This is a genomic window from Streptomyces sp. NPDC051064 (genome assembly GCF_044455985.1).
Lineage (GTDB): Bacteria > Actinomycetota > Actinomycetes > Streptomycetales > Streptomycetaceae > Streptomyces.
Window position 1 is genome coordinate 281,034 of the sequence record NZ_JBITFK010000002.1, and the last position, 23,935, is coordinate 304,968.

The 23,935-nt window shown below is 72.1% G+C and carries 29 protein-coding genes and 1 pseudogene; 23 read left to right on the forward strand and 7 right to left on the reverse strand.

From position 1 onward, the window contains the following. Window positions 1-19 precede the first annotated feature (19 nt). Complete coding sequence (locus ACIBCU_RS08110; RefSeq protein WP_399230055.1) at window positions 20-241, forward strand: type II toxin-antitoxin system VapB family antitoxin; 222 nt, start codon at window positions 20-22, stop codon at window positions 239-241. Further along, window positions 238-648, forward strand: a complete 411-nt coding sequence (locus ACIBCU_RS08115) for a PIN domain-containing protein (RefSeq protein WP_399230057.1) — start codon at window positions 238-240, stop codon at window positions 646-648. Before ACIBCU_RS08110 ends, ACIBCU_RS08115 begins: the two co-directional genes overlap by 4 nt. A gap of 81 nt (window positions 649-729) precedes the next feature. Here ACIBCU_RS08115 and ACIBCU_RS08120 read toward each other — a convergent pair whose 3' ends face one another. Then, on the reverse strand, window positions 730-1,701 hold the full coding sequence (locus ACIBCU_RS08120; protein ID WP_399230059.1) for a CU044_5270 family protein: 972 nt from the start codon (window positions 1,699-1,701) through the stop codon (window positions 730-732). Further along, a complete protein-coding gene (locus tag ACIBCU_RS08125) occupies window positions 1,689-2,297 on the reverse strand; it encodes a sigma-70 family RNA polymerase sigma factor (protein ID WP_362934991.1) in 609 nt (202 codons plus the stop codon). The genes ACIBCU_RS08120 and ACIBCU_RS08125 overlap by 13 nt, the downstream gene beginning before the upstream one ends. Window positions 2,298-2,445: 148 nt before the next feature. Between ACIBCU_RS08125 and glmS the strand changes: the two genes are divergently transcribed. From glmS to ACIBCU_RS08165, 8 genes are all read left to right on the forward strand, one after another. After that, complete coding sequence (glmS, locus tag ACIBCU_RS08130; protein ID WP_399230062.1) at window positions 2,446-4,293, forward strand: glutamine--fructose-6-phosphate transaminase (isomerizing); 1,848 nt, start codon at window positions 2,446-2,448, stop codon at window positions 4,291-4,293. 12 nt (window positions 4,294-4,305) lie between these two features. Then, window positions 4,306-4,674: a holo-ACP synthase gene (locus ACIBCU_RS08135; RefSeq protein ID WP_399230064.1), complete on the forward strand. Its 369-nt coding sequence runs from the start codon at window positions 4,306-4,308 to the stop codon at window positions 4,672-4,674. A gap of 3 nt (window positions 4,675-4,677) precedes the next feature. Next, window positions 4,678-6,123: an NAD(P)H-hydrate dehydratase gene (locus ACIBCU_RS08140; RefSeq protein ID WP_362934982.1), complete on the forward strand. Its 1,446-nt coding sequence runs from the start codon at window positions 4,678-4,680 to the stop codon at window positions 6,121-6,123. Window positions 6,124-6,160: 37 nt separating this feature from the next. Beyond that, window positions 6,161-6,544, forward strand: a complete 384-nt coding sequence (locus ACIBCU_RS08145; RefSeq protein WP_362934979.1) for a DUF488 family protein — start codon at window positions 6,161-6,163, stop codon at window positions 6,542-6,544. Between the two features lie 61 nt (window positions 6,545-6,605). After that, window positions 6,606-7,760, forward strand: a complete 1,155-nt coding sequence (gene alr, locus ACIBCU_RS08150) for an alanine racemase (protein ID WP_362934977.1) — start codon at window positions 6,606-6,608, stop codon at window positions 7,758-7,760. Between the two features lie 51 nt (window positions 7,761-7,811). Beyond that, window positions 7,812-9,038, forward strand: coding sequence for an alpha/beta fold hydrolase (locus ACIBCU_RS08155; protein ID WP_399230067.1), 1,227 nt, complete (start codon window positions 7,812-7,814; stop codon window positions 9,036-9,038). Window positions 9,039-9,057: 19 nt separating this feature from the next. After that, the gene (gene tsaE / locus ACIBCU_RS08160; protein WP_362934971.1) at window positions 9,058-9,600 is read left to right on the forward strand and encodes a tRNA (adenosine(37)-N6)-threonylcarbamoyltransferase complex ATPase subunit type 1 TsaE; all 543 of its coding nucleotides are present in this window, start codon (window positions 9,058-9,060) and stop codon (window positions 9,598-9,600) included. Between the two features lie 155 nt (window positions 9,601-9,755). Beyond that, window positions 9,756-9,938 (forward strand): hypothetical protein, encoded by a 183-nt coding sequence (locus tag ACIBCU_RS08165; RefSeq protein WP_362934968.1) that lies wholly within the window; start codon window positions 9,756-9,758, stop codon window positions 9,936-9,938. 5 nt (window positions 9,939-9,943) lie between these two features. On the opposite strand, the gene ACIBCU_RS08170 is transcribed toward ACIBCU_RS08165, so the two are convergent. Continuing rightward, window positions 9,944-10,501: a hypothetical protein gene (locus tag ACIBCU_RS08170; RefSeq protein ID WP_362934965.1), complete on the reverse strand. Its 558-nt coding sequence runs from the start codon at window positions 10,499-10,501 to the stop codon at window positions 9,944-9,946. Window positions 10,502-10,670: 169 nt separating this feature from the next. Between ACIBCU_RS08170 and tsaB the strand changes: the two genes are divergently transcribed. From tsaB to ACIBCU_RS08205, 7 genes are all read left to right on the forward strand, one after another. After that, window positions 10,671-11,318: a tRNA (adenosine(37)-N6)-threonylcarbamoyltransferase complex dimerization subunit type 1 TsaB gene (tsaB, locus tag ACIBCU_RS08175; RefSeq protein ID WP_362935066.1), complete on the forward strand. Its 648-nt coding sequence runs from the start codon at window positions 10,671-10,673 to the stop codon at window positions 11,316-11,318. Continuing rightward, the gene (gene rimI / locus ACIBCU_RS08180) at window positions 11,315-11,806 is read left to right on the forward strand and encodes a ribosomal protein S18-alanine N-acetyltransferase (protein ID WP_399230070.1); all 492 of its coding nucleotides are present in this window, start codon (window positions 11,315-11,317) and stop codon (window positions 11,804-11,806) included. Before tsaB ends, rimI begins: the two co-directional genes overlap by 4 nt. Beyond that, a complete protein-coding gene (gene tsaD / locus ACIBCU_RS08185; protein ID WP_399230072.1) occupies window positions 11,806-12,900 on the forward strand; it encodes a tRNA (adenosine(37)-N6)-threonylcarbamoyltransferase complex transferase subunit TsaD in 1,095 nt (364 codons plus the stop codon). Before rimI ends, tsaD begins: the two co-directional genes overlap by 1 nt. After that, a complete protein-coding gene (locus ACIBCU_RS08190; RefSeq protein ID WP_362934959.1) occupies window positions 12,897-13,166 on the forward strand; it encodes a hypothetical protein in 270 nt (89 codons plus the stop codon). Before tsaD ends, ACIBCU_RS08190 begins: the two co-directional genes overlap by 4 nt. 98 nt (window positions 13,167-13,264) lie before the next feature. Next, complete coding sequence (locus ACIBCU_RS08195; RefSeq protein WP_362934956.1) at window positions 13,265-13,729, forward strand: VOC family protein; 465 nt, start codon at window positions 13,265-13,267, stop codon at window positions 13,727-13,729. A 78-nt stretch (window positions 13,730-13,807) separates the two neighbouring features. Continuing rightward, a complete protein-coding gene (locus ACIBCU_RS08200; protein WP_399230075.1) occupies window positions 13,808-14,080 on the forward strand; it encodes a DUF1876 domain-containing protein in 273 nt (90 codons plus the stop codon). 54 nt (window positions 14,081-14,134) lie between these two features. Continuing rightward, the gene (locus tag ACIBCU_RS08205; RefSeq protein ID WP_362934951.1) at window positions 14,135-14,785 is read left to right on the forward strand and encodes a hypothetical protein; all 651 of its coding nucleotides are present in this window, start codon (window positions 14,135-14,137) and stop codon (window positions 14,783-14,785) included. Here ACIBCU_RS08205 and ACIBCU_RS08210 read toward each other — a convergent pair whose 3' ends face one another. Next, window positions 14,786-16,009 (reverse strand): methyltransferase domain-containing protein, encoded by a 1,224-nt coding sequence (locus ACIBCU_RS08210; protein ID WP_399230077.1) that lies wholly within the window; start codon window positions 16,007-16,009, stop codon window positions 14,786-14,788. Window positions 16,010-16,099: 90 nt separating this feature from the next. Between ACIBCU_RS08210 and ACIBCU_RS08215 the strand changes: the two genes are divergently transcribed. The 3 genes from ACIBCU_RS08215 to groL all read left to right on the forward strand — a co-directional run bounded on the left by ACIBCU_RS08215 (window position 16,100) and on the right by groL (window position 19,360). Continuing rightward, the gene (locus ACIBCU_RS08215; RefSeq protein ID WP_399230079.1) at window positions 16,100-17,053 is read left to right on the forward strand and encodes a polysaccharide deacetylase family protein; all 954 of its coding nucleotides are present in this window, start codon (window positions 16,100-16,102) and stop codon (window positions 17,051-17,053) included. 274 nt (window positions 17,054-17,327) lie between these two features. Beyond that, window positions 17,328-17,636, forward strand: coding sequence for a co-chaperone GroES (gene groES / locus ACIBCU_RS08220; protein ID WP_003966899.1), 309 nt, complete (start codon window positions 17,328-17,330; stop codon window positions 17,634-17,636). Between the two features lie 98 nt (window positions 17,637-17,734). Next, complete coding sequence (gene groL / locus ACIBCU_RS08225) at window positions 17,735-19,360, forward strand: chaperonin GroEL (RefSeq protein WP_362934942.1); 1,626 nt, start codon at window positions 17,735-17,737, stop codon at window positions 19,358-19,360. A gap of 77 nt (window positions 19,361-19,437) precedes the next feature. Here the strand turns inward: groL and ACIBCU_RS08230 are convergent, their stop codons facing one another. Then, the gene (locus ACIBCU_RS08230) at window positions 19,438-20,211 is read right to left on the reverse strand and encodes an SDR family oxidoreductase (RefSeq protein WP_362934939.1); all 774 of its coding nucleotides are present in this window, start codon (window positions 20,209-20,211) and stop codon (window positions 19,438-19,440) included. Between the two features lie 108 nt (window positions 20,212-20,319). Between ACIBCU_RS08230 and ACIBCU_RS08235 the strand changes: the two are divergent. Then, window positions 20,320-20,682: pseudogene (locus tag ACIBCU_RS08235) on the forward strand (ABC transporter permease); the annotation flags it as partial. 150 nt (window positions 20,683-20,832) lie between these two features. Here ACIBCU_RS08235 and ACIBCU_RS08240 read toward each other — a convergent pair. Continuing rightward, on the reverse strand, window positions 20,833-21,507 hold the full coding sequence (locus tag ACIBCU_RS08240) for an MOSC domain-containing protein (protein ID WP_362934936.1): 675 nt from the start codon (window positions 21,505-21,507) through the stop codon (window positions 20,833-20,835). 82 nt (window positions 21,508-21,589) lie between these two features. Between ACIBCU_RS08240 and ACIBCU_RS08245 the strand changes: the two genes are divergently transcribed. Continuing rightward, window positions 21,590-22,480, forward strand: coding sequence for a LysR family transcriptional regulator (locus ACIBCU_RS08245; protein ID WP_362934933.1), 891 nt, complete (start codon window positions 21,590-21,592; stop codon window positions 22,478-22,480). 85 nt (window positions 22,481-22,565) lie between these two features. Here ACIBCU_RS08245 and ACIBCU_RS08250 read toward each other — a convergent pair whose 3' ends face one another. Next, the gene (locus tag ACIBCU_RS08250; protein WP_099173812.1) at window positions 22,566-22,895 is read right to left on the reverse strand and encodes a WhiB family transcriptional regulator; all 330 of its coding nucleotides are present in this window, start codon (window positions 22,893-22,895) and stop codon (window positions 22,566-22,568) included. 423 nt (window positions 22,896-23,318) lie between these two features. On the opposite strand from ACIBCU_RS08250, the gene ACIBCU_RS08255 reads away from it, so the two are divergent. Beyond that, window positions 23,319-23,930 carry a response regulator transcription factor gene (locus ACIBCU_RS08255; RefSeq protein WP_003948568.1) on the forward strand — a complete coding sequence of 204 codons (612 nt, stop codon included), beginning with the start codon at window positions 23,319-23,321 and terminating at the stop codon, window positions 23,928-23,930. The last annotated feature ends 5 nt before the right edge of the window (window positions 23,931-23,935 follow it).

A 23,935-nucleotide genomic window follows, 5' to 3' on the forward strand; every position in this document is an offset into this window, starting at 1 on the left:
GCCTGACGGGAGGCGCCGGATGTCCGTGACCCAGATCGACATAGACGATGACGCACTGGAACGCACCATGGCGCTGTCCAAGGCCAGGACCAAGAAGGAAGCCGTCAATCTGGCGCTTCGGTACTACGCGGACCAGCAGGACCGTGCGGCGCGTATCGCTCGGCACTTCGAACGTGCGCAGCGTTGGGGGGCTGTGGAGGATGCCGAGCGCCGTCACCGCGTGGAGAAGGACGATCGGTGATCTACCTGCTCGACACGTCCGGGCTTGTCCGGTTGCTCAGTGACGCCGAGTTGCAGTCCGCCTGGTACGACACCATCTGCGCTGAGTCGGTGGGCTCTTGCTATCCGCAACGCGCAGAGTTCTTGTTCAGCGCCCGGACCGGGGGCGAGTACGACGAGATCGTCGAGATGTTCACCGACCTGTATCCCGATGTTCCGGTGCCGAAGAACGCGGGACGCTGGGTCGGGGCGGTACAGCAGCGAATGGCCCGGGCGGGGCAGCATCGAAGCGCCTCGGCCGTGGATCTGATCATCGCCGCTACCGCTGCCCACCATGGGCTGACCGTCCTGCATGACGACGCCGACTACCGCACTGTCGCCCGGCACGCTCCCGACCTGCGGGAGCACCGTATTCACGACGTCGGCTGAGCCGGGTGCCCCGGCCGGGGCCGGTGTCCGCACCCCTGTGGCGGACACCGGCCCCGGCCGGGAGGATCAGGGCCGCGTCGCTCAGGGCTTGTCGCCCTCGGCGTCGACGACGGCTGCGGCGGTGCGGGCCTCGGTGAGGGTGATGTCACCGGCGGTGAGCTTCGGGTCGATGCCGTCGGTGCCTTCGGGCAGCTTCATCTCGTGATCCTCCGTGACCACGAAGCGCAGACCCGCGTAGCCGTAGTCGTACGGGGAGAGGAGGAGCTCGCGCCGCTGATGGGTGCCCTCCTCCTCCCGGGTGACGGCGATGGCCTCGCGGCCCGCCGCGTCCTTGACGAGGTGGTCGGTGATCTCCACACCGGGGACCGTGGCCATCGCCCGGTAGATGCGGGCGAGGGCCTCCGGGGCGAGCGGGTAGGACTCGATGAGCACGCCCAGCCCGCGGAAGGTCTGCGCGGCCTCGCTCTCGGGGGTGTCGGCTCCCGAAGGGTAGAGCTCACGGACCTCGGCCAGCAGGGACGCGGGGTCCTCGGGCAGGTCATCGGCGGCCCGGTAGATCTCGCGGGCCGAGCGGTCGTCGTCCGACCCGTCCTTCTCCGCGGCCGCGTTGCCGTACGGGGTCCAGGAGTCGGGGTCGTACGAGATTTTGCCCTTCTGATCGTCCTCGGCCGCAAGCTCCGGCTCTCCTATCACCTTCCTGGTGTAGATCCACTGGTCGTCGCGGGGCTCCGGCGGAGGCGCCAGGCTCTCCAGGAAGTCCGCTGCCCGGCCCAGCGTCGCGGCCGGGCCGGACAGGTCGAGATCGCCCGCCATGGTGGCGGGGCCCGTGGAGCGCGGGTGGGACGTGTCGAGCAGCTGGGTGCCGAGCAGGGCCGCCACGGTGACCGCCGCGGCCGCGCCGAGCGAAGCGAGCCACCAGCTGGTCCGCAGCCTGCGGCCACGCCGGCTGCCCGCGATGGCGTCGGTCAGCCGCCGCCGCCCGGGAGCGAGTGCGGAACGGTCCGGTGCCGGGGCGTCGGCACGCAGTTCGCGCAGCTGGGTCATTTCGTCCATGACGGATTCAGCTCCTGGGGGGCCGAAGTGAACGCGGGGTCGATGCGCAGCGCCTCGCGGACCTTGCGGCGGGCGCGGTTGAGACGGGAGCGGACGGTGCCGAGCGGTATCCCGAGCGCCTCGGCCACCTCCTGGTAGCCCAGGTCCGCCCAGGCGACCAGCAGCAGCACGTGCCGGTCCCCGGGGGAGAGCGCGGCGAGCGCGCCGGCCAGGGGCGCCTGGACGGCGATCCGGTCGTCCGAGCGCTCGCTCCAGGACGCGGCGACGGGGTCCTCGCCGGTACGCGCCAGGGCCTTGAGGGCGCGGACCTCGCTGCGCCGGTGCTTGCCGATGAGGTTGGCGGCGATGCCGTACAGCCAGGGGCGGGCGAGGCGGTGGGCGGAGTCGTAGCGGGCACGGGTGCGGAACGCGACGAGGAACACCTCGGCGGTGATGTCGTCCGCCGCGCCCTCCCCGAGGCGGCGGGCGGTGTACCGGTGGATGTCCGCAGCATGGCGGTCGTACAGCCCGGCGAAGAGCTCCGGCTCGCCGAGTGACCGGGCGATCAGCTCGGCGTCGTCCGGCCCGCCCGGTGGCGGTGTTCGTCTTCCGGGCACAGCGCCTCCAGCGGTCCGGTCGGTAAGTCTGGCACCCCCTGTTGCCCGCACCGGCCGGAAAGGTTCACGGGTCGGCGGGACACTTTCGGCGCAGCGCCAGACCCTTCGACGCCGCCCCCGCCAGGGGCGCCAGCCTTATGGTGTCGTTATGTGCGGAATCGTGGGTTATGTCGGAGCGCAGTCGGCGCAGGATGTCGTTGTCGCGGGGCTGAAGCGGCTGGAGTACCGGGGGTACGACTCCGCCGGGGTCGCCGTCCTCGCGGACGGGGGGCTGGCCTCCGCGAAGAAGGCGGGGAAGCTCCTCAATCTGGAGAAGGAGCTCAAGGACCGGCCCCTGCCGGCCGGGAACACCGGCCTCGGCCACACCCGTTGGGCCACGCACGGCGGGCCCACCGATGCCAATGCCCACCCACACCTCGACAACGCCGGCCGGGTCGCCGTCGTGCACAACGGGATCATCGAGAACTTCGCCGCCCTGCGTGAGGAGTTGGCCGGGCGGGGCCATGACCTGACCTCCGAGACCGACACCGAGGTGGTCGCCCATCTGCTCGCCGAGGCGTACTCGTCCGGCGGTGACCTGGCGGAGGCCATGCGGCAGGTGTGCCGGCAACTGGAGGGGGCGTTCACGCTGGTCGCCGTGCACGCGGACGAGCCCGGCGCGGTCGTCGGGGCCCGGCGGAACTCGCCGCTGGTCGTCGGAGTGGGGGAAGGGGAGATGTTCCTGGCCTCCGACGTGGCCGCCTTCATCGCGCACACCCGGGACGCGATCGAGCTCGGCCAGGACCAGGTGGTCGAGCTGGGCCGGGACGGGGCGACGGTCACCGGTTTCGACGGCCTGCCCGCCGACGTACGCGAGTACCACGTGGACTGGGACGCGTCGGCCGCCGAGAAGGGCGGCCACGCCTCCTTCATGCTCAAGGAGATCGCCGACCAGCCCAAGGCCGTCGCCGACACGCTGCTCGGCCGGATCGACGGCTCGGGCGCGCTCCACCTCGACGAGGTGCGCATCCCGCCGGGTGTGCTCCGCGAGGTCGACAAGGTCGTCGTCGTCGCCTGCGGGACCGCCTTCCACGCCGGGATGATCGCCAAGTACGCCATCGAGCACTGGACCAGGCTGCCCTGCGAGACGGAGCTCGCCAGCGAGTTCCGCTACCGCGACCCGATCCTGGACCAGCGCACCCTCGTCGTCGCCATCTCGCAGTCCGGCGAGACGATGGACACGCTGATGGCGGTCCGGCACGCCCGTGAGCAGGGGGCGAGGGTCCTCGCCATCTGCAACACGAACGGGTCGACCATCCCCAGGGAGTCGGACGCGGTCCTCTACACGCACGCCGGGCCGGAGGTCGCCGTCGCCTCCACCAAGGCGTTCCTGACCCAGCTCGTCGCCTGCTACCTCGTCGCGCTCTACCTCGGACAGGTGCGCGGCACCAAGTGGGGCGACGAGATCCGCACGGTCGTGCGCCAGCTCTCCGAGATGTCCGGCGCCGTCGAGCGCGTGCTGGGGACCATGGAGCCGGTGCGCGAACTGGCCCGCTCCCTGGCCGCCCACGACACCGTGCTCTTCGTGGGCCGGCACGTGGGCTACCCGGTGGCCATGGAAGGCGCGCTGAAGCTCAAGGAGCTCGCGTACATGCATGCCGAGGGCTTCGCCGCGGGGGAGCTCAAGCACGGGCCGATCGCCCTGATCGAGGAGGGGCTGCCGGTCGTCGTGATCGTGCCGTCCCCGCGCGGCCGTTCGGTGCTGCACGACAAGATCGTGTCGAACATCCAGGAGATCAGGGCCCGTGGCGCCCGTACGGTCGTCATCGCGGAGGAGGGCGACGAGGAGGTCGTCCCGTACGCCGATCACCTCATCAGGATCCCGGCTACGCCTACGCTGCTTCAGCCGCTGGTCGCCACGGTGCCGTTGCAGGTCTTCGCCTGCGAGCTGGCGACCGCCCGGGGCAACGAGGTGGACCAGCCGCGCAATCTGGCGAAGTCCGTGACAGTCGAATGAGTGAGTGAGCGCGTGATCATTGGGGTCGGGATCGATGTGGCGGAGATCGAGCGCTTCGGCGCCGCGCTGGGGCGCACGCCGCAGCTGGCCGAGCGGCTCTTCCTCGAACGGGAGTTGCTGCTGCCCGGCGGGGAACGGCGGGGGATCGCCTCGCTGGCGGCCAGATTCGCCGCGAAGGAGGCCCTGGCCAAGGCGCTCGGCGCACCGGGCGGCCTGCTCTGGACCGACGCAGAGGTGTGCGTCGAGGACAGCGGGAAGCCGCGCCTGGAGGTCCGCGGCACCGTCGCGGCCCGGGCGGCCGAGCTCGGCGTGCGCCGCTGGCACGTCTCGCTCAGCCACGACGCGGGGGTGGCGTCCGCCGTGGTGATCGCGGAGGGTTGAGGTATGCGACATGCCTACAGCGTCGAGACCGTAAGGACCGCCGAGAAGGCGCTCATGGCACGGCTCCCGGAGGGCGCGCTGATGCAGCGCGCCGCCGCCGGGCTCGCGGTGGCCTGCGGTGACCTGCTCCGGCGCAACGGGCGGGTCTACGGCTCCCGGGTGCTGCTCCTCGTCGGCAGCGGCGACAACGGCGGCGACACGCTGTACGCGGGAGCCCGGCTGGCCCGGCGCGGAGCCGGCGTACGGGCCGTGCTGACCTCGCCGGACAAGGTCCACCGGGCCGCACTCGCCGCCCTGCTGGCCGCCGGCGGCCAGGTCCTGGACACCCCCGAGGGGCTGAGCCCCGTCGACCTCGTCGTGGACGGGATCACCGGGATCGGTGGCCGCGGCGGCCTGCGCCCCGAGGCCGCCGAGCTGGTCCGCGCGGTCACCGGGGGCCACGCTCCCGTGCTGGCGGTGGACCTGCCGAGCGGGGTCGAGGCGGACACCGGCCAGGTGCTCGGCGCGGCCGTAAGGGCGGACGCGACGGTCACCTTCGGTACGTACAAGCCGGGGCTGCTCATCGACCCGGCCGCCGAACACGCGGGCGCCCTCCGGCTCGTCGACATCGGGCTGGCGGCGGAACTGCCCGGGCGCCCCGACCTGGAAGCCCTCCAGTACGCCGATGTGGCCGCCCTGCTGCCCGTGCCCGACGCCGAGAGCGACAAGTACCGGCGCGGGGTCGTCGGCGTGGCCGCGGGCTCGGAGCGGTACCCGGGCGCGGCCGTGCTCGCCGTCGCCGGGGCGCTGCGGGGCGGTGCCGGAGCCGTGCGGTACGCGGGCCCCGGGGCCGACGCGGTGATCGCCCGCTTCCCGGAGACGCTGGTGCACCCCGGGCCGCCGTCGAAGGCCGGGCGCGTCCAGGCATGGGTGGTCGGGCCCGGGCTCGGCGACGGCGCGCAGGCCGCGACCGCGGTGTCCGACGCGCTGGCCGCGGACGTCCCCGTGCTGGTCGACGCGGACGGGCTGCGGCTGATGGACGCCGGGGCCGTACGGGAGCGGACCGCCGCCACCGTCCTCACCCCGCACGCCGGTGAGGCCGCCGCGCTGCTGGGCGTGGAGCGTGAGGAGGTCGAGGCGGGCCGGCTCGCCGCCGTACGGGAACTGGCCGCGCGTTACCGCGCCACGGTGCTGCTGAAGGGCTCGACGACCCTCGTCGCGGAGGCCGGGGACACGCCCGTGCGGGTCAATCCGACCGGGACGTCCTGGCTGGCCACGGCAGGCAGCGGTGATGTGCTCTCCGGGCTGACCGGTTCGCTGCTGGCCGCGGGCCTCGCCCCGCGCGACGCCGCGTCGGTGGGCGCCTATCTGCACGGGCTCGCGGCCCGCCGGACCTCCGACGGGGCGCCGGTGACGGCACAGGACGTAGCGGACGCGGTACCGGCTGCCTGGCGGGACGTGCGGGCCTGATCCAGGCTGGAAGCACAGGAACGGAAGGTGGTCGGTCGTGGGCAGCGGCAGCGGCATCCGCGTACGCAGGGTCTACGACCCTCCGGAGGACGAGGACGGCACCCGCGTGCTCGTCGACCGGCTCTGGCCACGGGGGATCTCCAAGGAGCACGCGGCGGTGGACCTGTGGGCCAAGGACGTGACGCCTTCGAAGGAACTCCGGACCTGGTACCACGAGGACCGCGACACCCGGTACGACGAGTTCGTGGACCGCTACCGGACCGAGCTCGGCGGCCCCGCGCACACCGAGGCCGTCGAGCAGCTGCTCGCGCTGCTGCGCCGGGGCGGTGCCGTCACCCTCGTCACGGCGGTGAAGGACGTCCCGGTCAGCCATGTCCCGGTCCTCGTCGAGCATCTGGAGCACGCACTGGACCACCGCTGACCGCCTCACCGGGCACAGAGGGTCGAGGGCACAGGCGTACGGCTCTGAGAGACTGGGCGCGATGAACGAGACAGCGACCCTGAGAGCCCGTGCCGAGATCGACCTCGCCGCGTTGCGCGCCAATGTGCGGGAACTGCGCGCGCGGGCGTCCGGGGCGCAGCTCATGGCCGTGGTGAAGTCCGACGCGTACGGGCACGGGGCGCTGCCGTGCGCCAGGGCGGCTCTGGAGGCCGGCGCGGCCTGGCTGGGCACCGCCACCCCGCAGGAGGCGCTCGCGTTGCGCGCGGCCGGGATCGGCGGCCGGGTGATGTGCTGGCTGTGGACGCCCGGCGGCCCCTGGCGCGAGGCGGTCGAGGCCGACATCGATGTCTCGGTGAGCGGTATGTGGGCACTCGACGAGGTCGTCGCCGCCGCCACGGAGGCAGGGGTCCCGGCCCGCGTCCAGCTCAAGGCCGACACGGGCCTGGGACGCAACGGCTGCCAGCCCGCCGACTGGCCGGCACTCGTCTCGGCCGCCCGCGCCGCCGAGGACGCGGGCATCCTGCGCGTCACCGGCCTCTGGTCGCACTTCGCCTGCGCCGACGAGCCCGGCCACCCGTCGATCGCCGCCCAGCTGAACGTCTTCCGCGACATGGTGGCGTACGCCGAGAAGGAGGGCGTCCGGCCCGAGGTGCGGCACATCGCCAACTCCCCGGCGACGCTGACGGTGCCCGAGTCCCACTTCGATCTCGTGCGCACCGGTATCGCGATGTACGGCATCTCGCCCAGCCCCGAGCTGGGCACCTCGGCCGACTTCGGGCTGCGGCCCGTCATGACGCTCGCCGCCTCCGTCGCGCTGGTCAAGCAGGTCCCCCCGGGCCACGGCATCAGCTACGGGCACCACTACACGACCTCCGCCGAGACGACGCTCGCCCTGGTGCCGGTCGGCTACGCGGACGGCATCCCGCGCCATGCCTCCGGCCGGGGGCCCGTCCTCGTCGGAGGCGCCGTACGCAGGATCGCGGGCCGGGTGGCGATGGACCAGTTCGTGGTCGACCTCGGGGGCGACGTCCTCGACGCGGGCGCGGAAGCGGTGCTGTTCGGGCCGGGCGACCGGGGCGAGCCGAGCGCCGAGGACTGGGCGCGGGCGGCGGACACGATCGCGTACGAGATCGTCACACGCATCGGCTCACGCGTCCCCCGCGTCCATCTCCACGAGGACGCGTCCCGGGACTGACACCCCGGCCCGGCGGACCCGACCACATCGACGACGAAGGAGCACGGCACGGTGAGTGAGACCAGCGCCGAGGACGTGGTGGCGACGGCGGCCGTCGCAGCGGCCGGCTGGCGCCGGGCGGGCGTCGCCGGGGCGGCGATAGGCGTCATCGCCGCGGGTGCGGCCGCGGGTGTGGCCGTCGAGCGGCTCACCGTCGGCCGGGGCATGCGCAAGAGGGCCCGCCTCGCGCTGGACGCCTCCGGTCCGTACGGCTCGCTGCGCGGGCAGCCCGGCCGGGCGGTCGCGGACGACGGCACCGAGCTGTACTACGAGGTCGACGAGATCGAGCCGGACGGCGGGACGAGCCGTGCGGGCGTGGGCGCCGGGGCGAGTGCCCCCGCGGGCTCCGGCCCGCGCCGGCGCAGGCTCTTCGGCAGCAAGGACCCCGCGCCCCTGACCGTCGTCTTCAGCCACGGCTACTGCCTCGGCCAGGACTCCTGGCACTTCCAGCGGGCGGCGCTCCGCGGCCTGGTCCGCGCGGTCTACTGGGACCAGCGCAGCCACGGCCGGTCCGAGCGGGGCAGGGCGCAGGCCGAGGGCGTAGCGGTCGGCATCGACCAGCTCGGCCGCGACCTCAAGGCGGTCCTCGACGCGGCGGCTCCCGAGGGCCCGCTGGTGCTGGTCGGGCACTCCATGGGCGGCATGACGATGATGGCGCTCGCCGACCGGTATCCGGAGCTGATCCGCGACCGGGTGGCCGCGGTGGCGTTCGTGGGGACGTCGAGCGGCAAGCTCGGCGAGGTGAACTTCGGGCTGCCGGTGGCGGGCGTGAACGCGGTGCGCAAGGTGCTGCCCGGGGTCCTGAAGGCGCTCGGCTCGCAGGCGGAGCTGGTGGAGCGCGGGCGGCGGGCGACCGCCGACCTCTTCGCGGGGCTGATCAAGCGGTATTCGTTCGGGTCGCGGGACGTGGACCCGGCGGTCGCGCGGTTCGCGGAGCGGCTCATCGAGTCCACCCCGATCGATGTGGTCGCCGAGTTCTACCCGGCCTTCACGGAGCACGACAAGAGCGGGGCCCTGCCCGCCTTCCGCGGGCTTCCGGTGCTGATCCTGGCCGGTGACAAGGACCTCGTGACGCCGAGCTCGCACAGCGAGGCGATCGCGGACGAGCTTCCGGACGCGGAGCTGGTCATCGTGCCGGACGCCGGTCATCTGGTGATGCTGGAGCACCCCGAGACGGTGACCGACCGGCTCGCGGACCTGCTGGTGCGGATCGGAGCCGTTCCGGCCGAGGGGTGCTGATCCTCTACCGTTGGTCGGCATGGAAGCAGCGCACAACGGCCCCGTGGCCGACACCGTCGAACCGGGCACCGTCACCCTGGACGTCGCCGTCGAGTCCCCCGAAGAGATGAAGGAGCTGGGCCGCCGGATCGCCGGTGTGCTGGCCCCCGGCGACCTGGTGATGCTCAGCGGCGAGCTCGGCGCGGGCAAGACAACCCTGACCCGCGGCCTCGGTGAGGGCCTCGGCGTGCGCGGTGCCGTCACCTCGCCGACCTTCGTGATCGCCCGGGTCCATCCGCCGCTGGGTGAGGGCCCCGCCCTGGTCCACGTCGACGCGTACCGCCTGGGCGGCGGTCTCGACGAGATGGAGGACCTGGACCTCGACGTGTCGCTGCCGGAGTCGGTGATCGTCGTGGAGTGGGGCGACGGCAAGGTCGAGGAACTGTCGGAGGACCGGCTGCGGGTGGTGATCGACCGCGCGGTCGGCGACACGGACGACGAGCGCCGCACGGTGACCCTGACGGGCATCGGCGCGCGCTGGTCGGGGGTGGAGGCGGAGCTGGCGGCGCTCCGGGAGCTCTGAGGGGCGGAGCGGCTTCCGTGACCCTGTTTCCCGACGCTTTCCGACAGGACGTCGGTAAAATGTTGCGCCGGGGCGGCCCGTCGTGGTCACATGGGATACAGGGACTGGTTAGGTCTACCTAACCACGCCTCTCACCGAAGCCCGAGGAGGCATCCATGCCGGGACCCGAGCGTGAAGTGCAGCCGCAGCCGCCGCAGGAGGAGTCACCGTCGGTGTCCGCGGTGTCGATGAAGGACCTGCTGGCCTCCTGCGCCGCCGCGACGGCCGTGTCGACGCCGCCCCGCGAGGAGCACGCCGATGAGGGCGACGCCGAGGATCTGGGGCGCGACGCCGCTTAGGGCCCTCAGGGGACGACGACGACCTTCACGCCGACCGTGGCGAAGGTCCACAGCGCGTTGCCGTCGGCGCGCTTCATGCGAACGCCGCCGGTCTTCATCGTGGGGTCGGGGCTCTCCATCGAGTTGTCCTGCGCGGCGCTGAAGCCCACGGAGACGTCGCCGACGTTCGCGAAACGCACCACGTGCTCGATCGGGACGCCGTCCGATCCCTTGATGCTGCCGGAGCGCGAGGTCACCGCGTAGACGCCGGGCAGCGGGTTCACGGAGCTCGGCATGACGGTGAACGTCCGGAGAGCCTTCTCCTGGTCGTCCACGATCCACACCCGGCGGTCCTTCAGCGCGTACACGACGCGGGTCCCCGTGTCGGAGTCCGCGGGGACCGCGAGCGGCTCCTTCGGCGCCTTGGGCTTCGGGGAGGGGGCGGCCGTCGTCCCGGAGGCCTTGTCCGAGGGCGCGACGACCGAGTCGGGCGCGTGGGCCGACGCCTGGTAGGCGAGGAAACAGACCGCGGCCAACGCCGCGGCAGTGAGCCCGGCCACGATTCCCGAGCTGCCCCTTGCCACCGTGAGGTCCCCTTTCACATGCCGTCCGTCGCATGTCGTACAAGTATTTACGTCGTACACGCGTATACCCGGCGACGGTACCAGCAGAGGCAGGGCAGACCGGGCAGTCGTACGGGCTGCCGTGACCGGGTCGGCGGAGCCGTAGGCTGTTTGTGTGCTGCTGCTCGCCATGGATACCGCCACCCCCGCCGTCACCGTCGCCCTCCACGACGGGTCCTCCGTCGTGGCCGGGACAGGCCAGGTCGATGCCCGGAGGCACGGGGAGCTGCTGCTGCCCGCCGTCGACCGGGTCCTCGCCGAGGCCGGGGTGAGGCTCGACGACGTGACCGACCTGGCCGTCGGCGTCGGTCCCGGCCCCTACACCGGGCTGCGCGTCGGCCTCGTCACCGCCGCGACGTTCGGCTCCGCCCTCTCCGTGCCGGTGCACGGACTCTGCACGCTGGACGCCCTCGCGTACGCCGCCGGACTGGACGGCCTCGAAGGCCCGTTCGCCGTGGCGACCGACGCGCGCCGCAAGGAGGTCTACTGGGCGCGGTACGAGGACTTCCGCACCCGGGACGGCGAGCCCGCCGTCGACCGGCCCGCCGACATCGCGGACCGGCTCGCCGGACTGCCCGTCGTCGGCGCGGGCGCGCTGCTCTACCCCGAGGCCTTCCCCGACGCCCGCGGCCCGGAACACGTCTCCGCCGCCGCGCTCGCCGCCCTGGCCGCCGAGCGGCTGGCCTCCGGCGCCGCACTGCTGCCGCCGCAGCCGCTCTATCTGCGCAGGCCCGACGCCCAGGTCCCGAAGAACTACAAGGTGGTCACCCCCAAGTGACCACCGCGACCGCTGTGCTCCGCGAGATGCGCTGGTGGGACATCGAGCCGGTGCTGGAGCTGGAACACGAGCTGTTCCCCGACGACGCCTGGTCCGCCGGCATGTTCTGGTCCGAGCTGGCCCGCGCGCGCGGGCCCCGGGCCACCCACCGCTACGTCGTCGCCGAGGACCCCGTCGACGGCCGGATCGTCGGCTACGCGGGCCTCGCCTCGGCCGGTGACCTCGCCGACGTCCAGACGATCGCGGTCAGCCGCCGCCAGTGGGGCGGCGGCCTCGGATCCGAACTCCTCACCGACCTGCTCCGGCACGCCACGGCCTTCGAGTGCACCGCCGTGCTGCTGGAGGTCCGTGTCGACAACACCCGCGCGCAGAAACTCTACGAACGCTTCGGCTTCGAACCCATCGGCTTCCGCCGTGGCTACTACCAGCCGGGGAACATCGACGCACTCGTCATGCGGCTGACCGTACAAGGAACAGAGACAGACTGATGGCTGACGAACCGCTCGTACTCGGTATCGAGACCTCCTGCGACGAGACCGGCGTCGGCATCGTGCGCGGCACGACGCTCCTCGCCGACGCCGTGGCGTCCAGCGTCGAGACGCACGCCCGCTTCGGCGGTGTCGTCCCCGAGATCGCCTCCCGAGCCCACCTGGAATCGATGGTCCCCACCATCGAGCGCGCCCTGAAGGACGCCGGGATCAGCGCCCGTGACCTCGACGGCATCGCCGTCACGGCCGGCCCCGGGCTCGCCGGGGCGCTGCTCGTCGGTGTGTCGGCCGCCAAGGCGTACGCGTACGCGCTGAACAAGCCGCTGTACGGGGTGAACCACCTGGCCTCGCACATCTGCGTCGACCAGCTGGAGCACGGCCCGCTGCCCGAGCCGACGATGGCGCTGCTGGTGAGCGGCGGGCACTCCTCGCTGCTGCTGGCCCCGGACATCACGAGCGACGTACGCCCGCTGGGCGCGACCATCGACGACGCGGCGGGCGAGGCGTTCGACAAGATCGCCCGGGTGCTGGACCTCGGCTTCCCCGGCGGCCCGGTCATCGACCGGCTGGCCAGGGAGGGCGACCCGAAGGCGATCGCGTTCCCCCGCGGACTGAGCGGCTCGCGCGATCCCGCGTACGACTTCTCCTTCTCCGGGCTCAAGACGTCCGTGGCGCGCTGGATCGAGGCGAAGCGCGCGGCCGGCGAGGAGGTGCCCGTGCGCGACGTGGCGGCGTCCTTCCAGGAGGCCGTCGTGGACGTCCTCACCCGCAAGGCCGTCCGGGCGTGCAAGGACGAGGGCGTCGACCACCTGATGATCGGCGGCGGCGTGGCCGCCAACTCGCGGCTGCGGGCGCTCGCCGAGGAGCGGTGCGAGAGGGCGGGGATCCGGCTGCGGGTCCCCAGGCCGGGGCTCTGCACGGACAACGGCGCCATGGTCGCCGCGCTGGGCGCGGAGATGGTCGCGCGCAACCGCCCGGTGTCCGACCTGGACCTCTCGGCGGACTCCTCGCTGCCGGTCACGGAGACCCATGTGCCGGGTGCCCACAGCCACGACCACGTGCACGAGATCAGCAAGGACAACCTCTACTCATGACCGTCGCCCTGATGTGGGAGGCCCGCGCCGCCGAGGGCCGCGGCGCGGAGCTGCTGGAGTGGGCCCGGGCCCGGGCGGCCGAGCTGGCCCGGGAGCCGCTGCGCGGCGAGCTGCTGCGGGCGCCGCAGGACCGGGTGCTCGTGCTCACCTGGTGGAACGCGGGTTACGACGACGAGCTGCCCGAGCTGCCCGAGCCGGACGCCGGGCTGATCAGCCGCCCGGTGCACCGGTGGCGGTTCGAATCCCTGGGTCCGGCGGTCGGCTGACGGGCCTACGGGCCGCGCGTGTTCCGATGAGTTCCGGGTGCGGGCCCGGTCTACCTTGCAGAGCGAACGACGACGTTCCTTGTGCGAGGAGAGAGACCATGCAGAAGATCAGGCCATGTCTGTGGTTCGACGACCAGGCCCAGGAAGCCGCGGAGTTCTACGTCTCGGTCTTCGGCGGGGACTCCCGCATCGTCGACATCAGCCGTAATTCCGACGCCGCGCCGGGGGAGACCGGTTCGGTCCTGACGGTGGACTTCGTGCTCGCCGGCCAGGAGTACCTCGGTCTCAACGGCGGCCCGCACTTCCACTTCAGCGAGGCCATCTCGCTCAGCGTGGACTGCGCGGACCAGGAGGAGGTCGACACCCTGTGGGCGAAGCTCACCGACGGCGGTGAGGAGAGCATGTGCGGGTGGCTGAAGGACAGGTACGGCCTGTCCTGGCAGATCGTCCCGCGCGCGCTGCCCGAGCTGCTCGCCGATCCCGACCGGGGCAAGGCCGACCGCGTGATGAAGGCGATGATGGGGATGCGGAAGCTGGACGTCCAGGCCCTGCGGGACGCCTGAGCCGCGCAGCGCCGCACGCCGTGCGCGGGCGGGGGATCGGGCGCACCCTGGAAGCAGGAATCCCGGGAGGTGACCGACATGATGGAGACCACGGTCGGCTGGCACGTCGAGCTGGAATTCGAGGAGGACACCCACAGGACCCGCGCGGCCGCGATGGTGCGGCTGAGCGACGGGACCGAGGTGCGGGCCCACGGGTACGCCAGCCGCCACCCCTCCGACGCGGAGCAGCCGAGGGTCGGCGAGGAGATCGCCGGTGCCCGTGCGCTCAACGAGCTGGCGATGAAGCTGCTCACCAAGGCGCACGACGAGATCGACGAGGTGTCCGGCCGCACGTCGTACCCGCTGACCTGACCCAGACTTGTCCGCCGTCCCCGGGCGGGCGTGGCACTCGGTAATCTCTGGGCCATGCCCAGTCGTTCACCGCTTCCGCCGCCTCCTCCACCCGTGGAGATACGCACGTGGCCCGACCGCGACGCCCTGCTGAGGGACCGGGCGCTGATCCTCGGTGAACTGGTGAAGATGTTCATCGGACCGGGGAGGCTCGGAGTCCTGTGGATGTGGGCGGGGCTCGCCGCGCTCGGCTGGTCCCTGGTGGGTTCGGCGTTCCTCGTGTTCGAGGACGCCTACGACGCCCTCGGTGTGATCCCGGGGGTCATCTGCCTCGCCGTCGGTGCCGCGGTGCTGGTCCCCGCGGCCGTCCTCATGGCCGTGGGCGCGGCCAGGGACCTGCGGGTCCACCGCCTGCTCGTGCAGTGGGGCGCGCTGGACCGCGACCCGGAGGGGGACAAGCTCCTGCGCCGGCCGCGGGCGAGCCTCGCGTGGCTGCTGCTGTCGTTCACGCTCTGCGCGGCGGGGCTCTTCGGCTGTGTGGCCGTCCCGGCGACCGCCAGGGCGGGCGAGGAGACGTACGGCCTGGTGGCCTGGCTGATGGGGCTCGGGTTCCTCGCCTGGCTCACGGGGCTTACCGGCCTGGTGAAGGCGTTCGCCCACCGCCGCTGGGTGCTGCGGATGCCGACCGGGGCCCCGGCGGAATCCCTGGTCGCGGCGGGCCGCTGATCAGGTCCGCCTCACGGGCTGCCCGATCAGCATCGTCGGCGCCCCGGCCACCCGGGTCAGGAAGACGGTGGCCGCGTGCGGCCCCTGGAGCTTCATCTTCCGGCGCAGCTCCTCCGGTTCGACGGCCGAGCCGCGCTTCTTGACGGTCAGCACGCCCACCTGACGCTCTCTCAGCAGGGCTTTCAGCTTCTTCATGTTGAAGGGCAGCTGATCGGTGATCTCGTACGCGGCCGTGGCGTCGGACTCGTACGGCCGGTCGCTCGTGACGTACGCGATCGTCTCGTCGATCAGCCTGCCCTCGCACCGTTCCACGATGTCCGCCACCAGATGGGCGCGGATGACGGCGCCGTCCGGCTCGTACAGATAGCGGCCGACGGGGCCGACCGGCGGGGCGGGGAGCGGGCCGTCGGAGGCGAGGGTGGTGCGGGACGGGAGCAGCGTGGCCCGGAAGGTCCCGGGGGCGAAGCCCTCGCCGAACCAGAGCACGGCCTCCTTCACGTCCCCGCCGTCCGAGATCCACTCGGCCTCGGCCTGCGATTCGATCGCCTCGTGCGGGACACCGGGGGCGATCTTCAGCGCGGCGCGGGGGGCCTTCAGCGCGGCCCCGGTCGCCCAGGAGAGCGGCGGTGAGTAGGCCTCGGGGTCGAAGATCCTGCCCCGCCCGCCGCGCCTCGCGGGGTCGACGAAGACCGCTTCGTAGGGGGAGGTGTCGACCTCCGTGACATCGGCGCACCGCACCTCGACGAGGTCCTGGAGGCCGAGCGCCTCGGCGTTGGCGCGGGCGACCTGGGCGGTGAGCGGATCGCGGTCCACCGCCAGGACCGAGATGCCCGCCCTGGCCAGGGCGATCGCGTCCCCGCCGATGCCGCAGCACAGGTCGGCGACGCTCCGTACGCCGAGCTCCGCGAACCGCCCGGCCCGGTAGCCGGCGACCGAGGTGCGTGTCGCCTGCTCCACGCCGTCGGGGGTGAAGAACATGCGGTACGCGTCCGCCGCCCCGAACTTCGCCACCGCGCGCTGACGCAGCCGCGCCTGGCCGAGCGCCGCCGACACGAGGGCGGCGGGGTGCGTGCGGCGCAGCCGGGTCGCGGTCGCCAGCTCCCGGGCGGGGTCGTGGTCGCGCAGCTCGTCCAGGAGCGCCGCGCCTTCGGGGGTGCGGAGGGCGGCGAAGGCGGCGAGCGGGTCGGCCGGGCCGGCCTGATCGGCAGGGGGAAAGGCGTTCACCAGTCCATTGTGAGCCAGCCGGGGGACCCGGCGGGTCCCCCGGAGGTGTCGCCGGAGACGGCCGGTGGCCCGGTGGCAGGATGCGGCGCCATGCAGCTAGTACGACAAAACGACAAAAGAGTACCGAAGCGCCACAGGCCGGTCTGCGCGGTCCTGGTCGCCCTGCTGACCGGTGCCGCTGCCTCCGGGTGTGGCGACGGTGCGGACGAAGGGGCCGCCGGGCGGCAGAAGCCGGTGGCCGGGCAGCCGGGTGCCGCCGCCGCGCAGGCGGGCCCCGCCGCGGCCGAGGCGAAGGCGAAGGCCGAGGCCGAGCGGCTGAAGCGGGCGGTCGCTGCCCGTACCGCCGTCGCGAGGAAGTGGGGCCTGGCCAAGGTCCCGCTCGTCGCACCCGCGCCGCCGGCCGAGAAGCCGCACATCACCACCCGTGAGGGCTTCGAGGTCGAGGGCGCGGAGGATCTGCCGCCGGTCTTCACCACCGTGCCGACCAAGGAGCGGGTCGTCTTCCTGACGATGGACGACGGCGCGGAGAAGGATCCTGAACTGCTGCGGATGATGTCGGAGCTGAACATCCCGTACAGCGCCTTCCTCAGCGACTACGAAGTCAGTGAGGACTACGGCTACTTCAAGGACATGCAGGCCCGGGGTGTCACCCTCAGCAACCACACGCTCAACCACCGCTATCTCCCGGGGCTCTCCCGGGAGGAGCAGCAGCGGGAGATCTGTGGCTCGCAGGACAAGATCGAGAAGTTCCTGGGGAAGCGGCCCACCCTCTTCCGCCCGCCGTACGGCAATTACAACGGCGACACCCTGCGCATCGCCAGGTCCTGCGGCATCAAGGCCGTGCCCCTGTGGGCCGCCGAGGCGTTTCCCGACCACATGGAGTGGCGCGAGTGGGACCAGGACCTGCACCCCGGCGACATCATCCTCACCCACTTCCGGGGGCGTGAGGACTGGGACGGCTCCATGGCCGACATGATCCGCAACGTCATGAAGACGGTCACCGACAAGGGATACGCCGTGGCCAGGCTGGAGGACTACGTCTGACGGGCGGTCATCCGCCGTGCGGAACCCTGTGGAGATCTCCCGCGTTGTCCGGGCGTGCGCCGGTCCCACGGCGCCACGCGAGGGTGGTGAATTGGCACTCCGCTTGACCGAGTGCTAATCGCGGTCATAGTGTCAGTGCTGGCACTCCCCCAGGGAGAGTGCCAGAACAGCTGCGCGACAGGGCAGGTCCGGCACCCGCGACGACGGATCGGTCCGGTCGGGCATCCCACAGACTGTTAAACCCCGTGAGATCTCCGAAGGGGGAGACCGGATCGTGTCGACCACCAGCTCCAAGGTTGCGATCAAGCCGCTCGAGGACCGCATTGTGGTCCAGCCGCTCGACGCCGAGCAGACCACGGCTTCCGGCCTGGTCATTCCGGACACCGCCAAGGAGAAGCCCCAGGAGGGCGTCGTCCTGGCCGTGGGCCCGGGCCGCTTCGAGAACGGCGAGCGCCTGCCGCTCGACGTCAAGACCGGCGATGTCGTTCTGTACAGCAAGTACGGCGGCACCGAGGTGAAGTACAACGGCGAGGAGTACCTCGTCCTCTCGGCGCGCGACGTTCTCGCGATCGTCGAGAAGTAGTTCACCCACGTTTGCTTCTGTTCTGCGCCCCTGGCCCCCTGCGAAATCACTAGCCGGGCGGCGAGGGGCGCAGTTCGTTTGAGAGGACAGCTCAGCCCATGGCGAAGATTCTGAAGTTCGACGAGGACGCCCGTCGCGCCCTTGAGCGCGGCGTCAACAAGCTTGCCGACACGGTGAAGGTGACGATCGGCCCGAAGGGCCGCAACGTCGTCATCGACAAGAAGTTCGGCGCTCCCACCATCACCAACGACGGTGTCACCATCGCGCGCGAGGTCGAGCTCGACGACCCGTACGAGAACCTCGGTGCCCAGCTGGTGAAGGAGGTGGCGACCAAGACCAACGACGTAGCGGGTGACGGCACCACCACCGCCACCGTGCTCGCCCAGGCCCTCGTCCGCGAAGGCCTGCGCAACGTCGCCGCGGGCGCGTCCCCGGCCGCCCTGAAGAAGGGCATCGACGCCGCCGTGAAGGCCGTGTCCGAGGAGCTCCTCGCGACCGCCCGCCCGATCGACGACAAGGCCGACATCGCCGCCGTGGCCGCGCTCTCCGCGCAGGACCCGCAGGTCGGCGAGCTCATCGCGGACGCGATGGACAAGGTCGGCAAGGACGGTGTCATCACCGTCGAGGAGTCCAACACCTTCGGTCTGGACCTCGAGTTCACCGAGGGCATGGCCTTCGACAAGGGCTACCTGTCCCCGTACATGGTGACCGACCAGGAGCGTATGGAGGCCGTCCTCGACGACCCGTACATCCTGATCCACCAGGGCAAGATCGGCTCCATCCAGGAGCTGCTCCCGCTGCTGGAGAAGGTCATCCAGGCCGGCGCATCCAAGCCGCTCCTGATCATCGCCGAGGACGTCGAGGGCGAGGCGCTCTCCACCCTCGTCGTCAACAAGATCCGTGGCACCTTCAACGCCGTCGCGGTGAAGGCCCCGGGCTTCGGTGACCGCCGCAAGGCCATGCTCGGCGACATCGCCACCCTCACCGGTGCGACCGTCATCGCCGAGGAGGTCGGCCTCAAGCTCGACCAGGCCGGTCTGGACGTGCTGGGCACCGCCCGCCGCGTCACCGTCTCCAAGGACGACACGACCATCGTCGACGGCGGCGGCGACTCCGCCGACGTCAAGGGCCGCGTCAACCAGATCAAGGCCGAGATCGAGTCCACGGACTCCGACTGGGACCGCGAGAAGCTCCAGGAGCGCCTCGCGAAGCTGGCCGGCGGCGTGTGCGTGATCCGTGTCGGTGCGGCCACCGAGGTGGAGCTCAAGGAGAAGAAGCACCGTCTGGAGGACGCCATCTCCGCGACCCGCGCCGCGGTCGAGGAGGGCATCGTCTCCGGTGGTGGCTCCGCTCTGGTCCACGCCGTCAAGGTCCTCGAGGGCAACCTCGGCAAGACCGGCGACGAGGCCACGGGTGTCGCGGTCGTGCGCCGCGCCGCCGTCGAGCCGCTCCGCTGGATCGCGGAGAACGCGGGCCTCGAGGGCTACGTCATCACCTCGAAGGTCGCCGAGCTCGACAAGGGTCAGGGCTTCAACGCCGCGACCGGCGAGTACGGCGACCTGGTGAAGGCCGGCGTCATCGACCCGGTCAAGGTCACCCGCTCCGCCCTGGAGAACGCCGCGTCCATCGCGTCGCTGCTGCTCACGACCGAGACCCTGGTCGTCGAGAAGCCGGCCGAGGAAGAGGCCGACGCCGGTCACGGCGGCCACGGCCACAGCCACTAGTACGGCTCCGCAGGACAGCGAGGCCCGGTACCCCCGTCGCGGGGGCACCGGGCCTCGGTGCGTTCGCCGTGCGCCGCCTACCGCGGGCCGTACGTCCGGCCCGCGCGGGAGGTGACTCCGCCGAGGAGGCTGCGGGGCGTCAGCTTCACCAGGCCCATCAGGGTCTTGTAGCGCGGGTCCGGGATCGACACCGACCTCCCCCGGGCCAGGTCCGCCAGGGCCGCGGCCACCAGCTTGTCCGCGTCGAGCCACATCCAGTCCGGGATGTTGCCCGTCCCCATCCCGGCCCGCTCGTGGAACTCGGTCCGTACGAAGCCCGGGCACAGCGCCATCAGCCGTACCCCCGAACCCGCCAGGTCCTTCGCCGCGCCCTGGGTGAACTGGACCACCCACGCCTTCGACGCCCCGTACGTCCCCCGCGGCAGGAAGGCCGCGACGGAGGCCACATTGACCACCCCTCCGCGACCGCGCTCCCGCATCGAGTCCGCCGCGGCCGAGGTCAGCCGCAGCACCGCCTCGCAGTGGACCTTCAGCATCGTCAGCTCATCGGCCATCGGGACGTCCAGATAACGCCCCTTGTTGCCGAAACCGGCGTTGTTGACCAGCAGGTCGACAGGGCTCACACGGTCCGTCAGCCGTGCCGCGACCGCCTCGATCCCGCTGTCCGTGGACAGATCGGCCGTCAGCACCTCGGCCTCGATGCCGTGTCCGTCGTGCAGCTCCGTGGCCTGGGCCCGCAGCCGCTCCGTGTCACGGGCCACCAGCACCAGATTGTGCCCGTCACTCGCGAGCCGCCGCGCGAAGGCGGCCCCGATCCCCGCCGTCGCGCCCGTAATCAGTGCAGTCGTCATAGGCGGCACGTTAGCCGCCTCGCGCACGGGCGGTGGACCCGGCTTCTTCCAGGTGGGGCCACCCTTCGTCCGGGTGGGGCCTCGTCCGCCCCCTACCGCGGTAGCACCGGTCCGGCCGGCTGTCTGCCGGGCATCGGGCTCGCGCACCGGTGGTTCGGGCAGCCGAAGGACCGCGGGGTCATCCCGGACGCGGTCGGTCTGCACGTCTCGTGGATCCCGCTGGTCATCGCCGTCGGGGCCGGTCTGCTCACGGCACTCGGCGCCGGCTGGGCGGCCGGGCGCAGGCCCGCCAGGATCACGCCAGGACAGGCGCTCGCCGAAGCCTCGGTGGAGCGGCTGCGGCCGGGCGTCATCCGGACCGTCCTCGGGCTGGCCGCCCTCGGTGGCGGCGCGGTCCTCGCCGGTGTCGCGGCCTCCTCCGCCGGTGACGACGCGGCGGGCGTGGCCCTGGGCACGGTGATCGCCATGATCACGCTGACGCCGATGATGCGGGGCGTGACGGGCGAGTCCCCGCACGTGCCCCCGCTGCCGTACGCCACGTTCGCCGCGGCCGCGGTCTCCCTCGGCCTCCTCGCCGTGACCCTCCCGGCCCGCGCGGCACTGCGCGACCGGGAGGCGGGATCATGACGCGGCGCTCCGCTTCGCCACGTACGCCCGTGCCGCGCGCAGGGTCTCCGTGTGCAGCGCGTCACCGGCTTCGAGCAGCCGCGGCAGCAGCTCCCGCTCCGTGGTCGTCGCCCGGAACTCCAGGGCCGTGGTGATGTCGTGGCCGGGGACGTGCACCACCTCGACCGGGTCACCGGAACGGATCGTCCCCGGCTCGATCACCCGGAGATACGCGCCGGTGGCCCCCTCGCGCGTGAACCGCTTCACCCAGCCCCGCTCGCCCATGTGGCCCGCGAACGTACGGCACGGGATGCGGCCCGACGTCACCTCCAGGAGCACGTCGTCGCCGATCCGCCAGCGCTCCCCGATCCGCGCGTGGCTCACGGTGAGCCCGAGGGTCGTCAGGTTCTCGCCGAACACGCCGTTGGGCAGGGGGCGGCCGAGCTCCTTCTCCCAGGTGTCGAGCTCCTCGCGGGCGTACGCGTACACGGCCTGGTCCGATCCGCCGTGGTGCCTGAGGTCGCACACCGCGTCACCGGCCAGGCCGCTGCCGCCGCTGCCCTTGGGGCCGGGGTCGGCGACCCGCACGGGACCGGCGGACGGCTGCTTGCCGATCCCGGTGAGCCCGTCGGCTCCGTCGCTGTGGGGAGAGGGCGTGGGGCGGCCGAGATTCACGGTGAGCACCTTCATGACCGAACAGGCTAACGGTGCGGCCCTCAAAGCCGCACATGATTAATCGCCTGAGGCTGCAAGAGTCCCTTATGGTTGAAGGGTGATCGAAGCCCGTCATCTCCGTGTCCTGCGCGCCGTGGCCACCAGCGGTTCCTTCTCCGCCGCCGCGCGGGAGCTGGGCTGCACCCAGCCCGCCGTCAGCCAGCAGATGAAGGCCCTGGAGGGCTCGGCGGGGACTCCGCTGCTGATCCGTACGGGGCGCGAGATGCGCCTCACCCAGGCGGGTGAGGCGCTGGTGCGGCATGCCTCCGGCATCCTCGCGGGGCTGACCGCCGCCGAGGAGGAGATCGCCGCGATCGCCGGGCTGCGGGCCGGCCGGGTGCGGCTCGTGTCGTTCCCGAGCGGGAGCTCCACCCTGGTCCCCGGCGCTCTCGCCGCGCTGCGCGCCGCGCACCCCGGCACCCAGGTCTCGCTCGTCGAGGCGGAACCGCCGCGCTCGGTGGAGATGCTCCGCGACGGGGACTGCGACATCGCGCTGGCGTTCCGCTACGGGACGGCCGGAGGGGAGTGGGACGACCTGGTCGTGCGCCCGCTGCTCAGGGACCGCCTGATCGGCCTGGTCCCCGAGGGGCACCGGCTGGCGGACGCGGACGCGGTGGGCATCGGGGAGCTCGCCGACGAGTCGTGGATCGCCGGCTGCCCGCGCTGCCGGCGCCAGCTGGTCGAGGTCTGCGAGGAGTCCGGCTTCACCCCGCGGATCGACTTCGCGACGGATGACTACCCGGCGGTGATCGGCCTCGTCGGAGCGGGTCTCGGGGTCGCCGTCCTGCCCCGGCTGGCCATCGAGTCCGTACGTTCCAAGGGCGCACGCACCGTGACGGTGGAGCCTGCCGTGGAGCGGGAGATCGTTGCCCTCACCCTGCCCGACCTCTCCCGGGTGCCGGCGGTGGCGGCGACCCTGGACCAGCTGTCCCTGGCGGCCGCACGCTGACCTGCCCGGCCCGCGGTACCCGTGGCGCCGGGTCCTGCGGCAGGTGTGAAAAAACGTTTCTTCGTTCGGCGGGTCGTGCGGGGTGTCAGGTGTGACCGGCCTCCGGGGCCGGCCCTGAGTGGGCGGAGATCAGACGGTTGCGGGCGCGGCCCATGAGCTCTTCGCGCTCGTCCTCGGTCAGGCCGCCCCATACGCCGTAGGGCTCTCGTACCGCGAGCGCGTGCGCCGCGCACTCCGCGCGCACCGGGCAGCGCATGCAGACCTCCTTCGCCGAGGTCTCACGGGCACTCCGGGCTGCTCCGCGTTCCCCTTCGGGGTGGAAGAAGAGCGAACTGTCGACCCCGCGGCAGGCGGCCAGCAGCTGCCAGTCCCACAGGTCCGCGTTGGGTCCGGGAAGGCGGGAGAAATCTGCCATTGCGTGTCCCCTCGAAACCTTGCTGGTTCGGAAACGGCTTCCTCGACCGTTGTTTCTCGTCGGTGACCTGAGTCCCGACCGTACATCTACGGTGTTAGTAGATGTAAATATGACTGATTGGAAATCTAGTCGCAGACGCCAGCAAAAGGGAAGAAAACCCGCTAAATGGTGCAGGTCGCAGGGTGAGAGATCGGTTGACGGGTGAATGATCCCGTGTCGCTCTCCTCCGTGTGCGGGCCCTCACTTAGAGTGCCGAACCGGATGCTTTGGCCCGTAACTCTTTCGAGTGACCGTCGTTGATGGGGGAGAGGCGGTTGACGGAGAACGAGCTCGGGCAAATGTCCGAGGGGGTCAACCGCACAGGTGACGACTTGTATCAGCCTGGAGGCTCAAGGTGACGCGCATCAGCTGCGGAGGACGGTCATGACATCCGTCCTCGTCTGCGACGACTCCCCGCTTGCCCGAGAAGCGCTCCGCCGCGCGGTTGCGACCGTGCCCGGCGTCGAGCGTGTGACGACGGCGGCCAACGGCGAGGAAGTCCTCCGCCGCTGGGGGGCCGACCGTTCGGATTTGATTCTGATGGACGTACGCATGCCCGGCCTGGGGGGTGTGGAGACGGTCCGGCGGCTGCTCTCGGCGGACCCCGGGGCCAGGATCATCATGCTGACCGTCGCCGAGGACCTGGACGGTGTCGCGCTCGCGGTCGCCGCCGGGGCCCGCGGCTATCTGCACAAGGACGCCTCGCGCGCCGAGCTGCGCGCGACGGTGACCCAGGCGCTCGCGGATCCGACGTGGCGGCTCGCCCCGCGCCGGCTGCGGTCCGCCGAGATGGGGGCGGCGCCGACCCTCACGGCGCGGGAGATCCAGGTGCTCGAAGGCATGAGCCACGGGCGTTCCAACGCGGAGATCGGGCGTGAGCTGTTCCTCTCGGAGGACACGGTGAAGACGCACGCGCGGCGTCTGTTCAAGAAGCTCGGGGCCTCGGACCGTGCGCACGCCGTCGCGCTCGGATTCCGCTGGGGCCTGGTCCGCTGATGCCG

Coding starts and splice junctions, on each gene's coding strand:
- ACIBCU_RS08110 (WP_399230055.1), top strand. CDS start 20: ATGTCCGTGACCCAGATCGACATAGACGATGACGCACTGGAACGCACC.
- ACIBCU_RS08120 (WP_399230059.1), bottom strand. CDS start 1,701: ATGGACGAAATGACCCAGCTGCGCGAACTGCGTGCCGACGCCCCGGCA.
- glmS (WP_399230062.1), top strand. CDS start 2,446: ATGTGCGGAATCGTGGGTTATGTCGGAGCGCAGTCGGCGCAGGATGTC.
- ACIBCU_RS08140 (WP_362934982.1), top strand. CDS start 4,678: ATGCGACATGCCTACAGCGTCGAGACCGTAAGGACCGCCGAGAAGGCG.
- alr (WP_362934977.1), top strand. CDS start 6,606: ATGAACGAGACAGCGACCCTGAGAGCCCGTGCCGAGATCGACCTCGCC.
- tsaE (WP_362934971.1), top strand. CDS start 9,058: ATGGAAGCAGCGCACAACGGCCCCGTGGCCGACACCGTCGAACCGGGC.
- ACIBCU_RS08165 (WP_362934968.1), top strand. CDS start 9,756: ATGCCGGGACCCGAGCGTGAAGTGCAGCCGCAGCCGCCGCAGGAGGAG.
- tsaB (WP_362935066.1), top strand. CDS start 10,671: ATGGATACCGCCACCCCCGCCGTCACCGTCGCCCTCCACGACGGGTCC.
- tsaD (WP_399230072.1), top strand. CDS start 11,806: ATGGCTGACGAACCGCTCGTACTCGGTATCGAGACCTCCTGCGACGAG.
- ACIBCU_RS08190 (WP_362934959.1), top strand. CDS start 12,897: ATGACCGTCGCCCTGATGTGGGAGGCCCGCGCCGCCGAGGGCCGCGGC.
- ACIBCU_RS08195 (WP_362934956.1), top strand. CDS start 13,265: ATGCAGAAGATCAGGCCATGTCTGTGGTTCGACGACCAGGCCCAGGAA.
- ACIBCU_RS08200 (WP_399230075.1), top strand. CDS start 13,808: ATGATGGAGACCACGGTCGGCTGGCACGTCGAGCTGGAATTCGAGGAG.
- ACIBCU_RS08205 (WP_362934951.1), top strand. CDS start 14,135: ATGCCCAGTCGTTCACCGCTTCCGCCGCCTCCTCCACCCGTGGAGATA.
- ACIBCU_RS08215 (WP_399230079.1), top strand. CDS start 16,100: ATGCAGCTAGTACGACAAAACGACAAAAGAGTACCGAAGCGCCACAGG.
- groL (WP_362934942.1), top strand. CDS start 17,735: ATGGCGAAGATTCTGAAGTTCGACGAGGACGCCCGTCGCGCCCTTGAG.
- ACIBCU_RS08230 (WP_362934939.1), bottom strand. CDS start 20,211: ATGACGACTGCACTGATTACGGGCGCGACGGCGGGGATCGGGGCCGCC.
- ACIBCU_RS08240 (WP_362934936.1), bottom strand. CDS start 21,507: ATGAAGGTGCTCACCGTGAATCTCGGCCGCCCCACGCCCTCTCCCCAC.
- ACIBCU_RS08250 (WP_099173812.1), bottom strand. CDS start 22,895: ATGGCAGATTTCTCCCGCCTTCCCGGACCCAACGCGGACCTGTGGGAC.
- ACIBCU_RS08255 (WP_003948568.1), top strand. CDS start 23,319: ATGACATCCGTCCTCGTCTGCGACGACTCCCCGCTTGCCCGAGAAGCG.